Here is a 16913-nt window from a genome sequence, read left to right as displayed (position 1 = left end):
CAGTTTATTGTTAAAAAGCCTCGCTCCGCGAGGCTTTTTAACAATAAACGCTTTGAAGAAAAACACTCCTATTCCAGGGAGTTAATTAACTCCCGAATACGCTTGCCCTGTTTGGGGTCGAGAGCTTTTGGAAAGGTAATATCCAGCAGTAGAGCGGAGCTTCCATCAGTGTGGTCGGACTCGGGCTGAGGTTTCACCCGCTTGATTTCTGCCAGTAGTCGAGTGGGGGTTGGCTCATCTTCATACTGTGAGAGAAGCAATCCAACAACAGGAACTTGTTGAAGCTGTTCCGGTGGAATGTTGGGAAACGACGGTAAATGCAGACGCAGGTTACGCGTGTTGATTTCAGTCGCAATGGCCGAGTAAAAATGACCCTCCCAATACACTTGCGCTGCTGCCCGAATTTGTTTGCGAATCTCCACATTCTTAGCAGGTTTTGGGTCTTTGAAGGCCCGAGGCAGTCCAGAAGCGAGAAATGCCAGAGCTGCAAAGGGGCGATCGATTTCCTGGCGGTACTGGGAATACCACTGCTTCACATCGGAGTACAGCACCAGTACCAGGGCATCGGACTGGGCCTGGGAGAGGTCAACAAAATCCATTGACACCACCACATGATCCTCATCCTGGGGAGTGACGCGCATGACACGGGCATTGACGAAGGCACGAGCCCCGTAATCACCAATTAACTCTAGCTCCACTTCATCGGGTAGATTGGGCCAGGTGGTGAGCTGGATTCTAGCTCCCGTCTCACTCACATCAATCGTGCGGCCATGCCAGGTCTGACGGTTACCGTAGATCACGGCTTCTAACTTGCGATCCAGTCGGTGCGATCGCCGTAACTGCGGCTGCTCAAGGGCCACCAGAATTGCGGCTGATAGTAACAACAGATTGAACACACTCCAGCTCGCGTTAATAATGGCAGCCTGAGTTTCCTGTGGCCGTAGGATCAACCAGAAGGGCACTGCCATCAACGACAGGCCAATCAGAATGGCCACAATCACCGAAGGCTTTGCCGATTCCCAGTCAAAGGAACGCTTGGCAACCACTTGCCCCTTATCGGTCACATTAAAGTTGCCAAGCTTCGGATTGATCAAGGCCATGAATGTGACAATGCCATCCTGAAACGCCATGGCGTATTCAAAGATCTCATTCCAGAAGGAAAAGCGAACGGTTTTATAGGTGATGTAGTTCGCATTCATGGCCAACAAAATGTGGGGCAAGGCATAGGCCAGGGTAACGACCCCCAAACCCCGAATAGAGTTAACCCCAAACAGCAGGAAAAGGACGGGGGCGATCGCATACATCAACCGAGGAAACCCAAAGAAGAAGTGGGTCGTGGCTGATAGATAACAAATGCGCTGAGGTAAGGATAGTTTCAACTTGCGGTTAAACATGGGATTTTCTAACCGCAGAATTTGCGCCATACCACGTGCCCAACGCACCTGCTGGCCCACATAGGAGGAGAACTTTTCGGGCGCTAACCCCGCCACCATAATTTTGTCGTAGTAAACCGACTTGTACCCCAGGGAGTGCAGTCGCAGGGACGTGTGGCAGTCCTCCGTTACTGTTTCCACCGCAATGCCGCCTACCTTGAGCAAATGGGCTTTGCGAATCACGGCCGCCGAACCGCAAAAGAAAGCAGCATTCCAAAAGTCATTTCCCTTTTGCAACACCTTGTAGAACAGCTCATTACCCACCGGCACTCGCCCCTCGGTCAGCAGGTTGCGCTCAAATGGGTCAGGGTTGAAAAACCAGTGGGGCGTCTGCACCATAAAGACCTTAGGGTCCTGGAAAAAACCGACTGTGTTTTGCAGAATGTCGCGGGTAGGAATGTGATCACAATCCAGAATCAGAATCAGATCACCCCCAGTGCGCCGCATGGCGGTGTTGATGTTTCCCGCTTTAGCGTGATCGTTGTTGTCCCGCACCAGCATCGTGCAACCCACCTGGTCACACATCTCCTGGAGCAGTTTGCGGCGATCGGGGAACTTACGCCCATCATCCAGCACATACACCCGCTTGCGTTGGCTGGGATAATCAACAGCCATTGCCGCCAGAGCCGTCTTACGAACAATCTCAACATCCTCGTTGTAAGTGGGGATGTAAATATCCACGTTGGGCCACTGGGCCTGGGGAATTGTATCCAGGGGAATAGGGGTTCGGTGCTTCAGTTTAACGGTCTGGAAATAAGCCAGAATCAATGTGACAACCGCATATAACTCCGCACCGTACAGCAACAAACTGAAAAAGGTATTAACAGCCCCATCAAAGTTGAGGGTGTTGAAGGTGCGGTAGTAAAAATAGCGCAGGGTTGTAACGATGCTGAGCCACACCAGAAATAGGTGCAGGTACTCGCTGGTACGGGGCGAATCCTGATACCCTTCCAGGTGCACAATGAACCAGCCCAAACCAATCAGCAGGACGGCAATCCAGAACTGCGGCCAGAAGGGGAGGGGCGTCACAATGAGCGGAATGGACACCAGGATGACAGCACCGATGAGTGCTAACAGGGGCCATTGTTGCCGCTGGAATCGTCGCTCAAACCCGTCAGGCAGGCTCCGGAGCAGACGGACTAACCAGTGGCGTTGTCCAGGGGTTGCACGGGAAGTCATCACTCATCTCCGGAACGATTGAACTGGTTCAGATAAAACTGCGATGCACCAAACAGCAGCAGTGCCGAGCAGAAAATTCCAACGGGTAGGGCCAGCCAGTGGTCTTGCAAAAACTGGGAGGCCACGCGTAGGGGCGATCGCCGTCCAATCTGCACTTGGGGCACGGATTGCAAGAACTTTACGGTGTAAGCATTGGCATCATAGGGAGCTGGGTTATCAGTGTTACTGCTCACCAGAGCCGTATCTCCCTCCAACTGGAAGAAGAGGGAGTCGTTGCGGAAGAGGTCGCGCACTTCACTTAACCCGGCATCACTTTGAGCTGTAAGCCCCAACAGAACGCGATGAGAGTTCCAGGGTGACACCACTGATCGCACCACTCCTTCTCCATCAGGCAGGGTTTGAATCTGGGTCTGATCTTGCTGTCGAGCGAAGAAGTTGCCCAGGGTAAACCCATTGCTGGCGAACACGTCGGGGAGGGGGAAGCGATCGCGCACGCCAATGCCCACCAAATTCTTCTGGTCTCGGGCTTCCTGCGGCAAGCTATTCTGCCGATGTACGGCCAGTTGGATGGCGTCAGAGTCGCTCAGGCGGCCCAGGCGCTCGGCTACCTGCACCAGGGTGAGCAAATCCCCTCCGGTGGGTTCGTTGGGTAAAACAATTGCCGTCGCGGATAGATCCTGAGGAGCGGTCAGGGGAAAGCCCGCTTGCAGCAGCTTCAGGTCAGGCAAATTCACCACCTGTTCGCGTTTTACCTTAAACCGAGTGCTGTCCGCGTAGACCGTCGCCCACATCTGGTTATCAATGCTCTGAGTACAGGTGCTGCCCTGAAGGGGGGGCAGAATGAACTGCACCGTCAGCTTTGAGGTGGGCGTAATCAGGTCAGCGGGTAATTCCACACGTAGACGATCGTGTCCTCCCTTGACGGAGGTTAGCTGCTTTCCGGCGATCGCCACATCATCCAACCGCACCTCCACTGAAGCTCCTCGGGGATTGATCTGAGGGCTGTAGCTATAGTCCAATATCAGGGAGCTACCGGGTAGGAGCTTCTCATCGGGCAGGGGGCGAAAGTCGATAGCGATCGCAGGTGGCAAAGCACCCCGTACCGTCATGTCCTGATAGGAGCTGCCATCTCCCCGTTGTAAATCAGCCAGGGTGAACGAATTGCGATCGCTGGGCAGATAACGGGGCCACTGCCGGGGCGCAGGCGATTCTGCCTTGCTCGTCTGGCTTACTGTAATGAGCTGTCCGGCGCTGAGTTGGCGATCGGGTTGCACCAGAAACTGCACCGCTTTATCGACCCCGGCTGCCGTATTCGCCGTTGCTACCAACACTGGCGCATCGCCATCCCGAGTGGTGGCCAACATCAAAACTCCTGTATCTCCTCCCAGGGGGGACTTATTGGCATCGACCAATTGCCCATCTTTTACCGGGAGTGGTAGAGACAGGGTGCTGAGAACGGGTTGCTCTGCTGGGGTGCCCAGCACGATCAGCCGTTCATTTGAACGCAGATCATCAACTGATTGAATCAGGCGAGTTTGGATAGGACGGAACCGTTCTTGCCGCCCAAAGGAGGCTTGCATGCGGGCCACTGCCGTCAACCAGGCATCGGTCATCTGGGCCGGTTGGAGGTAGGCCAGTTGCTCAGGATCTAACCCCAGTGGATCGAGGAGAGGATAGGGATAGCGGGCAAAATCCAGGGGAACATCCTGAGATTCAAAGCTGAAGATTAGTTTAGAATCGGGCAAAATCTCCGTCCACAAATCCGGGTCATTCAGGGCGGGGCACTCAGCGGAATCGGTCTGTTGCACCAGCATGGAGATTTCGTTGAAATTCTGAATCAGGTTGGGTGGAATGTTGAACAATGCCTGCCCAATTTCAGAGCCCTTGCGATTGAGGGGAATGGTGCCGACGCTAGTGCCATTCACCCGCACCGTCATGGAGGAGCGATCGCTCAACAACTGCGGCGAGTGTTGAAACCGAATCATGGCCTTAGCCGATCGCACTTTCCAACTCGTCGGTCGGGTAAACCCAAGGCGGGCCTCGTTCATCCGTCCTTCTAACCGAAAGCGATTTCCCACGACTGGGCTGCGGTTAAATTCCAGAATGTATTGGTTGAGGGTGGGCTCCTCGGCGGGAGCCGACGAACTCGATGGGGCCTCGGTAGCAGTCACCGCAGGGCGATTAGAGGGACGGGAGGAACGGGAGGGACGGGAAGCAGGCTGGGTGCGGGGCGAGCGAGGTGCAGACTCCGCAGTTGCAGGACGCTCACGGCGGGGTGCCGCTGCCGGACGAGGACGGTAAACAGGTCGACTCGCAGGCTTTGGGGTTTGGACGGGAACTGGAGCAAATTGCTCAATCACCTGGTTTTCTTGCTGCCGGATAGGAGCATCAGTGGATTGGGCCAGGGAGGGCAAGCCCTGAAGCAGCAAAATCCCCAGACATCCGCTGAGTGATACCACTAAAAAACGCCGCCATCGGGGCCAATGGCACAATCGGGTGAACGGGTTAGAAGTTGACCGACGTGGGTGAGACATAGAAACTCTGTAGGACAAAAGGGTGACCGGAAAGCCCCGATACGACCAGGGATACAACGTTGTCGTTAAGGTGTGGGCCGGGCCTGCAGGAGCGTGTCCGGCACCAGCACCGGCGTGGATAAACCAAACCAGGCGAGGTTTTGCACGTAATAAGCATTGGGGTTATCCCAGATGCCATTTTGGTAAGTGGATAGAAGTTTGGGGTGGAGTTCAGCGGCGATCGCCGGGTCCACCACCTGGAACGCTGCGTAGAGCATGGCGTACTGGGCGGTTGCCTCGTAGGGCACTAGGGGTTTTCCGGCTAGATCAATGCGAGCGGGAATTTGCTGCTCTGCCTTCCATAAGGATTTGGGATGGTCAAGGCTCTGGCGTAGAAATGCGATCGCCCGCTCCTCCTTAAACCACTGGGCGTCTAACGTGACCCGCCACCAGACCCGGTAGGCATCAAACCCATACTGAGAGGACAACGACTCCTGATTGAGGACCGGTTGAACACTTTGGGTGCGAAGGTTGACCCGAACCCAGTCGCTGGGCAACCCGACATTCGAGAGCGTGGCAGCATTTTCTAACAAGCCATAGCTGTCCTCCACGAGCCGCATCCAATCATGGGTGTCATCCACCTGGGCAAACAGCCGAAATGCTGAGGGAAACAAGTAGGAGGGGTTGAGGAGAACCTCGTCGGGTTGGGGGCGGAACGCCTGTGCCGGGCCGGGAAGCAGGTAGAGAGTATTGCTTTCGTCAATGACGGCTTGTTGCCACAGATCCTTGAGTTTGGTACGGGCCAGCGTTAGGTATTCGGGCTGATTCCAACGGCGGGAGGCGAGGATGAGGGCGGCGATCGCATCCACATCGGCATCGCTGGCAAAATTGGCATCAATCGTGCCCCAGCTCTGATCCGGCTTCTGGCCCCACTTCCAGGCCCAGAGTGAATCTACCTGGCGATCGCCCTGCCACCGTTGCAGGTTGCTCTCGGCCCAGGCAAGGGTTTTCTCAAAAGTTTCGGGGTCATCCATCCACACGGCTCGGAGCATGGCGTAGGCTTGCCCTTCAGAAACGGTGCGGCTCTGGCTCTCCCAATCAATCACGCGGCCATCGTTCTGGATGAACCGTTGTTTGTAGGCTTGCCAGCTCTCTTTCAAAATGGTCTGGTCCGCGTCAGATAACCCGGCCAACCAGGGTTCTGCGGACAATGCTGCACCATTCGATGTGGGTGAGGCCGACGCTGTACTGGTTTCTGGTGGGGGTGTGGTATTAGAAGCTTTTGCCTGATCCTGGACGTTGACGCATCCTGTTAAGCCCCAACCCATCACGCCAATCAGTGACCAGCCCATCAACGAAAGGGTCAGCCTCATGGGGGAATTCGGTTTATGAAACGCCCAGAATGTGCGGGCGATGCTCGACCATCCAAATGATTTCGGCATGGAACAAATTAACCCGACCTGCTCATGGTTATAATTGCGGATTTTTGGATCTAAAGAAGATGTTTGAGGCCTACTTTGTAATCTCTTAATGAAAACGTTAGGTAATTCCAACGAAACATTAAATCCGCTCAATATGGATAACTCGTATAGATAGCTTTTAAAGCTGTCTATCAACCAAAAGGCTTATTTCCTAGTAGTTTATTCAATAAAACTACAAATGGATAAAATCTAAATTAAGATCTGTGATCCTTGCTAGACAAGGAATAGAGAAAATTTTGCCGACTGAAGCCATAGCTCAATCTGGCCTTCTACTTTTAGAGATTGATATGACAAAAAGCATGGAATTTTTCAAAAAATAACTACTTTTCACTTTGTATCCTCCTAAAGACATATTCAGGGGTAGCCGAAAGTAGGAGGTTTGCAATATCTCCACAATGGGTGTTGAAGGGTGGTATTTTCTGTTAGCTAATCTTGATGTTGCTGTACGAATTTAAGTCGTGTTTTTCGGCAGAAGGGCTATAGCAGCCCTTCTGAATCATTTATAAGGAGAGCCAGTTAGAAAACAGCTTGCTAGGGGCGTCGAATAAGTAGAGAGGCGATCGCCCTCCGCCTTCTAATACCGCTCCCACGGGGGTTGAAATCCCCGTTGTTGCAACATGCCTTCCTCAATCCGCTGAACTTCTGCGGCAAGGGCCGGATTGACACTTCCGGTAGCTGCCTGTTCTTGCTGCAACCCTTGCAGTTGTTGCCGTGCTTCCATGGGCCGCCCCTGGGCAGCCTGTAGTTGAATGCGAGCCGTGCGGGCTGTCATGTTTTGGGGATTGAGGTCGAGAACTTCGCTATAAAGCCGCTCGGCCTCCTGAAATTGCCGCTGCTGGAATCGCACCCCAGCGAGAGCCGATAGGGCATCGGCATTATTGGGATCTCGAGCCAAAATCCCCTCGTAGGTTTCACTGGCCAGGGTTAGGTTTCCTAACTGCTGAGCCAGTTGCCCCTGCACAAAGTAACCCCCCAGGTTATCGGGGTCCTGGGCAATCAACTGGCGGATGAGCGCTTCTGCCTCGGCTGGGTTACGCAGTGCAATCACCTGGGCCAACCGTAGCTGTAGCCCCGTATCCGTTGGGTTAGCAGCTAAAAGCTGCCGATACAGGTTCTCCTGCTGAGGATTGGGAGGCAGAATACTGACCAGGCTCACCAACTCCGGCGATACCTCAGCATTCGGCGTTTGCAACCAGGCTGTAAGATACGCTGTCGCCTGAGCTTCAGAGATCAGATTGGCCTGGTAAGCGAGGCTGGCCCGTCCCAATTGCCGGTTGAAATCTTGAGGATTACGGGCTACCAGTTGGTCATAAATAGCCAGGGCTTCCCCCACTCGCCCCTGTTGTTGCCGGATGCCGGCCAGTCCTTGCAACGCTCCATCAATTGCAGCAGGGTCAGTAATGCCGCTGGTCAGCAGGCTGGTATAGCGTTGGGCCGCTGCCTCTAGGTTGCCCTCCTTCTGATCGATGGCGGCCATCAGGAGTAAGATGCCGTTCATGTTCCGGCTTCCAGCAGGTGTCGCAGAGTAGGACGCCAACAGGGCTCTTGCTCCTGCCAAGTCATTCGTCTGAATGCGCATTTGGGCCATGCGGAAGGTCAGCAGGGGTTCATTCACCCCTGCCCCCTGGAGTGCCTCAAATAACGGCAGCAATTGGGGATCGGGTGGATCGAGAAGGACGAGAGCCTGGGCGATCGCTCGCAACTGCCCTGCTTCTCCTGGCAAGGTTGGAAATGTCTGCTGCAACTGCTGAGCCAGAGCCGAACGAGACAATCGCCCCGCCTGGGTCGCCAGCACCAATCGACGGATCTGCAAACCATAGTCGTTGGGCTGTTGTAAGACCAGTTGCTCGTAAAGCTGCAAAGCCAACAACCGTTCTGAAGGGATGCCGCTCAGGACATCGGCAGCTTCTCGGGCGATCGCCGTGTCCACCGTCGGTGCTTCCGTCAACACCTGCCGATAGAGCGCCGCCACCTCCGCCTGGTAGCCCGGTTGCAATGCAGCCATACTATTGAGCGCCCGAGCTAAATCCAATCGGGCATCCTGCCGCCCTCGCAGGGGAGCAACGGTGGCTTCCGCCTGAGCTAATTGCCCCAGGTCGGCGTAGGCGATCGCCAATGCCGAGCGTAGTCGAATTGCATTCTCATCTAACCGTTGGGAGCGGCGCAGTTGGGCATCTAGCAGGGCCGCTGCCTGAGCCGGATCGCCTGTTTCTCGCAGGGCCACCGCATAGGCAAGTGTGCTACTGGGGGAAAGCGTAGCTCCCTGGGCTCGCAGGCGATTAAATAACTCCAGGCCACGGGCCGGATCACCGCCATAGGTGTAAACTTCTGCCGCTGTGCTGAGAACGGCTGGATCAGGGTTTTGGGCGATGACTCGATCGTAATCAGCGATCGCCTCGGCTAATCGCCCCTGGTAAAAGTACAGCTTGGCCCGCTGAGCGCGAGCTTCTGTATTATTTGGCTCCCGTTGCAATAGGGTTGTCAGGGCTTCAATGCCTCGGGCCTGCCACTCGGGGCGGTACTCGCCCAATAACCCAATACTGGAGAGGGCCAGCGTATTGCCGGGGTCTAGTTGCAATACGCGCTCGTAAGCTTGCAACGCATCCGCATCACGGCCGGCCCGGCGATAGGCGATCGCCACCCCCAACTGTCCTTCCAAAGATTCGGAGTTTTGCCGCAGATAGCGCTCAAACTCGCTAATTGCCTGATCGACCAATCCCCGTCCTAGCAAACCGTAAGCTCGCTGAAGGGCTGCGGGGATCGGGGTGGTCTGAGCGATAGTCAGGTCTGGGCTTGCCTGAGCCAGCCCGACGATGGGTGAACCGACGATGATGCTGGCTATGGCCACGCCCATCAGGGTTGGAACCCCTTTATAAGCTTGCATCATGCTCTGCCTACCTTGATCTGGGTGTAATGTCAAAATCCGTGCGAACCCGCAACCCTGCAATAGTTTCTGAGAAATCATCAATCTGTTGCAGGGTAAATCCTAGTCGCAAATTGGGTAAGACCGGGAAGTCGTAGAAAAGCTCCAGGGCATCCGGCACGGGATTATTGCGATCGCGGTTCACCTCATCCGAGAGGTTGCGACCATAGGCCACTCCCAGGCGATCGTTCTGCATCAGTAGATCCAGGAAGCTGAAACCAAAGCTATAGGTATCGGCCTCAAAATCATCTCCCAGGCTATTGAGTTGGCCGTAGCGCGCAAACAATCCCAGGTTAAGGTCGGGGATAAACGTCTCTGCGTTCAGGCCGTAAGCTTCCAGGCGATCAGAATCGGCATCACCGGAAATATCAGTGTCACGCGAGGAGACATAGGTGCCTCGCAAAATGGCGTTCCCCACCCGAAAGCCCAGTTCTCCCGCAAAGCCATCCAGTTGAAAATCTCCAATACTTTCACCGGAAGAGAACCCTGCAACTCGTGCTTCCAGGTTGTCATTGAGGCTCCAGTTCACCACAACCCCAGGACGCGAGTCGATGTTGGCCGCAGCTAACGCCGGATTAGTCTGAAAGATGTCGTTAAAAAACTGGCTCGCTCCATCCTTCGCAAAGCTGTTGCGATCGAAGTAGGACGTGAGATCTACCTGACCCACTGTAAAACGAAGGTTAGGCACGCTCTCAGGAGCCACAGTTACATAGAGTTCATTAATATCAACCCCTTCATCCCCCAGGTCGGTAATCTCTTCATCCCCGGTAATCACGTCCAGGGTGCCGCCCACCACTACTCGGGGACTGAGGGGATACACCGCTGCTAACCGGGCTCGGGCTGAGAAGTCGTCGGCTGCATAGATGGCAACCCCCTGAAAACCCAGAGAGGGGGGCGTCAGAGCACTTGTGGGAATTGTGGGTTCAGGAGACTGAACCACTGATGCCGGAGGGGGCGCAACTCCCGGAGCCACCGCCGGGGCTCCATAGGTTGTTGCCGCGGGATACCCCGGAATCCCATAACCTGCTTGAGTGGGTGCAACCGTCGGATTTGGGTATCCCCCTGGGGTTGCATAAACCATGGGAGGGGGATAGCCCGCCGGGACTCCATAAACCACGGGAGTTGGAGCCGCCATTGGTGCTGGGTAAGCTCCAGGCGTCGCATAAACCATAGGAGCTGGGGCCGCCATTGGAACTGGATAAGCCCCAGGAACTGGATAAGCCCCAGGAGCGGGATAAGCCCCAGGAGCGGGATAAGCCCCAGGAGCGGGATAAGCCCCAGGAGCGGGATAAGCCCCAGGCGTTCCATATACAGGTACTGAATTCGCAGGAACCGGATAGGCTACTGCCGGAGTTCCAGAAGCCAGCGGTGCTGAGGGATACAGCGGGATCGCACCGGGTGTTGTAGGCGGCACGACCAGAACATAAACCGGGGCCTGGGCCGAGGCTGGGTCGGGGGGAGCTTCAAAGACCTCCTCTCGAAAAGTGGGTATAGAAGCGGGAATCGGGGGCGGGGGTGGTAAAGTTTGGGCGATCGCCTGCCCCCATTGCACCTGCACCGTTCCTGAAGATGGGGCCCCTACGGGAGTTGCCGTTGTAACAGGCGAGACCGGGGAAGGTGGAACGGATGCACTGGACGGTAGAACCTCAATCTGTGGGAGTGATTGAGCAATGATTACCGGAGTCGGTACGGCTGAAGCTGTAACCTGTGTAGCGGTATTCAAGGCAGAAGCCTCTACCTGCCTATCAGAGACAGATGCTTCTACGGGCGGTGCGGTAACATCTTGCACCAGAGCGACAACAGAATTTGGGTCAGAACCCGGCGAAGCAGGCAATGACTCAGCTGCACCTTGAGGGTTTTCCGTGAAAAACGGCTCCTCTAGCCCATTAGCCAGGACAGGGAGCTGCCAGATGTTCGTGATAACAAGGGTTAAAGCCAGGGGAGTTGAAAGGCTCAGCCAATAAGAAATACGAGTGATAGGAGCCAACCAGACATATTGTTTCATCTGTTTATCCACAGAACGGCACACGGCTGAGAGAAACTCCTAAAATGCAAGTATTTATCTTTACAATTGGGGCTTTAGCGCGCGCCCCATAATCGAGATGCTGCGGCATTTTTGGAAAGGCGCATTTCAGTGGCATACGTATATTAGAAATTGAGTTACCTGATTGTTGTCGCACCCTGAATACACCATGTTTCTACTCAAACCCCTCTCAGTGCTCCTTAAATGTTTGCTTGTAGTGGTGAGCTTGTGGGCGATCGCCGGATGCACCTCTATTCCTCTGTCAAGCCCATTTGTCTCACGAGAACCCGTCGACGTCAATCTCAGTATCGATGCAGTAGAAGCCACAGAAACCGGAGGGGTTTACCGCCTAACGGGCCATACTAATCTACCGGAAAGCACAAAACTGAGCCTGTCGGCCATTCGTCGTCTGGACACGACGGAAGCTGCGTCCTTTAACCAAGAACCCAGCTACACCATCCTCGACCGCCAGATCACCACCGTTCAGCAGGGAACCTGGGAAGCGGCCTTAAATCTGTGGCGCGTTGCCCCCTCTGGCCAGTACCAGGAAGCCTGGCAACTGGAGGCGAAAAACTTGGGTGTTGCGCCCAAGCCTTCGGAAACTGTGCTGTTTCAGGCTACCCTTGAACCAACCCAGCAATCTCAGAACCTGGAGTCAGCCCTGGAGCGATCGCGCGTTCTATTACGGGGCGATCGCGTTCGCTTTACGCCCGATGGCGAGGTCTACGTCTATACCAGTCGAGATCTAACCATTGCTCTCCCGACAGGTCGTACGACGCCCCCTGTAGCGCAGCAGCCAGCTTCACCTCCTGTTAATCAGGCAGCTCAACCCAGCCCTGCGCCACTCACGTTGGACGCCACCAGTGCACCCCTTAACCCTGATGAAATGTTGCGATAAAGCGTAACCATTCCGGGTTGTACCATCGAGCTAGGCAGCCCGGATGTTCTGCTTTTCTGCACTGTGTTCTAATACACTGTGCTTTTCTACTTCAGCCATCAGAACTTTGATCTGGTGCAGAAGTTCACTGACGGTTTGGTTGCTAGCAGCAGTCTGCTGGGGAAGATGGGCTTCCTCAGAGCGGGTCTGGCGCAGGTAACCGGTGTACGCCTGTGCTCCTGGCATAGCCATCCGTGCTTTTTCCAGCACTTGCTTGTGGCTCGTGCTGTTCAGTGTGTTTCCAGATGTGGCGGAAGTAGACAAACTATGTAGCATGGGCTGAGACGAGTGGGTGTCAACGTTAGGTGACACAGCCTTCACCGGGTGATCCGGCCCTGTAGAGCCGTTGTAAACGACCGTGAAGCTAGATGTCTCCAGGCCAGAGCCAGATGACAAGAGAGGTTGTTCTTCAGCTTCTAGAAAATAGCCCAACGAGGACGACTGTAATCGCGCATCTGAGAACCGGAGTTCTTCAATCAACGCTTCTTTTTCACGTAGATGTTGCTGTAAAACCGAAATTTGTTCTTCAGTGCGAACTGATTTTCGGGCAGACATCCGCCATCCCAGTAATGTCGCACTAGTCAAGCCAATGCCGAGGCTACAGGCTGTAGTGAATCCCAAATAAGGTACTGCCAGCTCTTCAATACTTCCTTGGTAGACGGGTTGCCCCTTCAACTCAACAAGTACAGGTTCTTTCGGCACAGAAACGAACGGTAAGGCCAGAGCCGTGAAAACGGCTCCTGACAGAAGTGTCGCGGGAACTAAAACACGATGGAATAAGGAAGGCATAGCGGTAAATGTGGATAGATATGCAGGGATCCGAGAAAGGAAATTGCCCATCCAGGTTTGGACAAGCCAAACTCATACAGTTAGCCAGGACCTTCTCAACGCTGTCCTTGAACAACCTGGTAAAGATACCGAGATTGTTATGTGCAAGTGTATCGGTAAATATATGGAGCTAGATTTAGGCAATGTGAACTTTCAGGCCGATATGTGAACTTCCTGTTAACTTGCCTCTTGGAAATCCAAAAAATGCTTGATAGTGAAGGGTTTTAGAAGAAGTAGATTTTCAATATCTTTCTAACTTAGAAATAATCTTTATTGGAAATAGTAATAAATTTTGTTTCCCTTTTGATAATCTCCGTCTTTAGGCGGATGGGCTGGTCTAAAGCATGTAATAAGGCAATTGCTTCTTAAGCTGAAGTGCTTGCTATACAAATACTTCACCGAATGTGTCTAGTAGCGTAAGTGGGTTTTAATGTAGCGAGTTATATGAGTAATTCTTGTTTTATTCATAAGCACTATTTTAGATATAGCTTATTTAGAAGTAATAGTTTTTGAAGAGTTTTATATCTAAACGGCACCTGTCTAAAGTCAGATTTTGCACGTGAAATTGCCTGTTAAGGCATAGGTGGAGAAGTTTGCTAGCTGCCTCAGCAATAACACGTAGATTTATTGGCTTAGTAAGCGGCAACTTTTTTATTTTTTTACGTCTTTATCAAGAGATGGCTTGTTCAGGGCCTGTCCACTACAGCAGTTGGCGAGGGCATCAGCATGAGCATGTTGACGAGACGGCGATCGCACAACCCGAAATGGCCTCCCCCTTATGGCAACCTTGCCCCATGGCGTCGGCTAGTTGAGCGTTTTCTATTACCCGGTGTACTGGCCTTTGGCCTCGTTGTCTTTAACGCCTGGTGTAGCGTTCCGATGCAAAACAACTCAGTATTGCCTCCCCTATCTACTCAAGGGGAACGCATCGTTGACGCCCAAAATCAACCTGTCCTCTTGCGGGGTGTGAACTGGTTTGGCATAGAAACTGAAACCCAAGCTCCCCACGGCCTTTGGGCACGCGACTATAAAGACATGCTGAGTCAGATTCGTCAGCAGGGGTATAACGTCATCCGGTTACCCTATTCTGTCCAAGGATTGCGGAGCGATCGCACCAACAGCATCAACTTCAGCATCGGCAGTAACCGTGAACTGGAAGGCAAAACTCCCCTGAAGGTGATGGATGCCATTATCCAGGAAGCAGGCCGCCAGGGTTTAATGATTCTGCTGGATAGTCACCGCCTCAACAATCAGCGTATTCCCGAGCTCTGGTATGGTGACGGGTTTACCGAGGAGGATTGGATTAACACCTGGACGATGCTGGCAGAGCGTTATCGCGACCAGCCGAATGTGATCGGGGCAGACTTAAAGAACGAACCCCATGGAGCAGCAAGCTGGGGGACAGGCGATCGCGCGACAGATTGGCGTCTGGCTGCTGAGCGGGCCGGTAACGCCATCCTCCAGGTCAACCCTAACTGGCTGATTGTCGTAGAGGGAGTGGAACGCAATGTACCGGGGCAACGGTTATCGGCGCACTGGTGGGGTGGCAATCTTGAAGGGGTACGAGACAACCCGGTGCGGTTGTCTGTGAACAACAAATTGGTTTACTCGCCCCATGAGTATGGCCCAGGAGTAATCAATCAGGCCTGGTTCTCAGAGTCCACCTTTCCCCAAAACCTGATAGAACGATGGGAAACGGGTTTCAATTACATTGCTCGGCAGGGTATCGCCCCAGTCTTGATTGGTGAGTTTGGTGGACGACAGGTGGATGAGCGATCGCCCGAAGGCGTCTGGCAACGGCAACTCGTGACTTATATTCAGCAAAATAATCTGCACTTTACTTACTGGAGTTGGAATCCCAATAGCAGTGATACTGGCGGGATTCTGCTGGATGACTGGCAAACAATCGATGCTCCTAAGCAGAATCTCCTCAATCAGCTTCTCCCCGTCTCTGGTTACAGTGGTTCCTCTTCACCCTCACCCACTCCCTCCACTTCTCCTACTCCCCCTACTCCGAGTCCATCCCCCAGTCCCACTATTAACCCTGGTTCTTCACCTGATATGAGTTTGCAAGTCATAACGCAAATTCAATCGGATTGGGAAACGGGTTTCTGTGTTGCCTTTCAAGTCCGTAATAGCGGCACAACCCCCGTGAATAATTGGCACCTGCGATTTCAGATGAATCAAGCAACGATTAACAATAGTTGGAATGGTACTTTTAATCGCCAGGGTAGCGATTACACGGTAGAGGCACCGGACTGGGGACGGACACTTGAGCGCGATCGCTCAGTAGATATGGGCTTCTGTGCTAACAAGACTGGCAGTGATTACCAGCCGCGTCAAGTTCGGGTTGAATTGATGTAATTTTCGAGTGCCGTGCGTCGCGCGGCACTCGAAAATACCATTTTGACGTGTATTCTGTTCATGCCATAATAAGCACTTCAGTTTGTTGCTTATTATGGCTATTCAACTCAGTTCGATATAACTGAAATCTATCTTTAGTTTTGGATTATGCTGTTGAAATTCCTCTAACTGATAGGTGAATTCTTCTAAAGAATACCGTCTAATGAGGTGTTTCATTCTATAGCTATTTAGAGCGAAGCAAATGCCTCAATCTCTTGCTCCGCTTTCTCTATATCAAACATCAATTCCTAAAGAGCCAGAACCGAAGCGACTGGCCTGGCTAGAAGGCATTCGGATCATTTCTGCTGTCATGATTTTGCTATATCATGCCCAGCTGTATTTCGGAAATTATGCATTCACACCGCAGCCCACTGGATTGCTTCACAATCTAGAAAATTTATTGGAGATGGGCGATCGCACGGGTATTCCACTACCCATGCGAATGGTTGCGATTCCATTTTGGTTTGGCTTTCAGTTTCTAGATATCTTTATCTTGATGAGTGGCTTCAGCCTGGTGCTTTCTTTAAAGCGACAACCATTAGCCACAGGTCAATTTCTTAAGCGTCGCCTATTGCGTCTACTCTTTCCTTTCTGGACAGTCGCATGGTTGTCCTATCCCGTATTGTGGATAATTGGAACGCTAACAAATAGTTATAAGCCTGATGCATGGCATAGCTTCACAGGCCTAACCTTTCCGCTCACGATGGACTATCGGGGCACCTTGCTCCTTTCCACCAGTGGTCCCTGGTGGTTTATTCCTCTGGTTATTAGTTTTACTCTGGTTTTTCCCCTCCTCTGGCATCTGCTACAGCGTTGGGGTGTCCGTAATCTCCTATTACTGAGCTTGCTGCTAACGATCGTCTATCGAATTCTGGCTATCTATGTATTCGGTGGGCATCCTACTTACGTTGTCATCGATACACCCGCTCATGAAGCTCCCTTTCAGCTATTTTTATCGAAACTTTGTACCTTTGTTGCTGGAATGGCGATCGCAGTAGCTTATCAAAAGGGACGTGGGCCTATTTTTTGGAGCCAACGTCGAGCTCTTATAATGGGTAGCCTGCTTTATATAGCAGGGTTCTAGGTACAGGACAAAAATTGAAGGACGTGGAAAAACTCATCGATGAATAACTCCAGATTCAGTAGGATTTGACGCAGGTGGTCGAAACCATAGCGAAAGATACTCTTGGCTT

The 16913-nt window shown here is 53.0% G+C and carries 9 protein-coding genes; 3 read left to right on the top strand and 6 right to left on the bottom strand.

Annotated elements, in window-relative coordinates; all coding sequences use genetic code 11:
• Positions 1 to 68 precede the first annotated feature (68 nt).
• From bcsA to NDI52_RS26465, 5 genes are all read right to left on the bottom strand, one after another.
• The gene (bcsA, locus tag NDI52_RS26485; protein WP_190773452.1) at positions 69 to 2612 is read right to left on the bottom strand and encodes a UDP-forming cellulose synthase catalytic subunit; all 2544 of its coding nucleotides are present in this window, start codon (positions 2610 to 2612) and stop codon (positions 69 to 71) included.
• Positions 2612 to 5146: a cellulose biosynthesis cyclic di-GMP-binding regulatory protein BcsB gene (locus NDI52_RS26480; RefSeq protein WP_190773451.1), complete on the bottom strand. Its 2535-nt coding sequence runs from the start codon at positions 5144 to 5146 to the stop codon at positions 2612 to 2614. Before NDI52_RS26480 ends, bcsA begins: the two co-directional genes overlap by 1 nt.
• A gap of 65 nt (positions 5147 to 5211) precedes the next feature.
• On the bottom strand, positions 5212 to 6498 hold the full coding sequence (locus NDI52_RS26475) for a glycosyl hydrolase family 8 (protein ID WP_190773457.1): 1287 nt from the start codon (positions 6496 to 6498) through the stop codon (positions 5212 to 5214).
• Positions 6499 to 7180: 682 nt separating this feature from the next.
• The gene (locus NDI52_RS26470; RefSeq protein WP_190775676.1) at positions 7181 to 9493 is read right to left on the bottom strand and encodes a tetratricopeptide repeat protein; all 2313 of its coding nucleotides are present in this window, start codon (positions 9491 to 9493) and stop codon (positions 7181 to 7183) included.
• Between the two features lie 7 nt (positions 9494 to 9500).
• Positions 9501 to 11534, bottom strand: coding sequence for a hypothetical protein (locus tag NDI52_RS26465; protein WP_190775675.1), 2034 nt, complete (start codon positions 11532 to 11534; stop codon positions 9501 to 9503).
• Positions 11535 to 11721: 187 nt separating this feature from the next.
• Between NDI52_RS26465 and NDI52_RS26460 the strand changes: the two genes are divergently transcribed.
• Positions 11722 to 12450, top strand: a complete 729-nt coding sequence (locus NDI52_RS26460; RefSeq protein ID WP_190775674.1) for a hypothetical protein — start codon at positions 11722 to 11724, stop codon at positions 12448 to 12450.
• A 30-nt stretch (positions 12451 to 12480) separates the two neighbouring features.
• Here the strand turns inward: NDI52_RS26460 and NDI52_RS26455 are convergent, their stop codons facing one another.
• Complete coding sequence (locus NDI52_RS26455) at positions 12481 to 13278, bottom strand: hypothetical protein (RefSeq protein WP_190775673.1); 798 nt, start codon at positions 13276 to 13278, stop codon at positions 12481 to 12483.
• Positions 13279 to 14196: 918 nt separating this feature from the next.
• Between NDI52_RS26455 and NDI52_RS26450 the strand changes: the two genes are divergently transcribed.
• Positions 14197 to 15681 carry a cellulase family glycosylhydrolase gene (locus NDI52_RS26450; RefSeq protein WP_347279997.1) on the top strand — a complete coding sequence of 495 codons (1485 nt, stop codon included), beginning with the start codon at positions 14197 to 14199 and terminating at the stop codon, positions 15679 to 15681.
• A 241-nt stretch (positions 15682 to 15922) separates the two neighbouring features.
• Positions 15923 to 16804: an acyltransferase family protein gene (locus tag NDI52_RS26445; protein WP_348256581.1), complete on the top strand. Its 882-nt coding sequence runs from the start codon at positions 15923 to 15925 to the stop codon at positions 16802 to 16804.
• Positions 16805 to 16913: the final 109 nt, after the last annotated feature.

This window comes from Leptolyngbya sp. PL-A3 (assembly GCF_039962325.1).
Classification (GTDB): domain Bacteria; phylum Cyanobacteriota; class Cyanobacteriia; order Elainellales; family Elainellaceae; genus Vacuolonema.
Note: the sequence above shows the minus strand (reverse complement) of the source record. Positions and strands in the feature narration are given on the sequence as shown.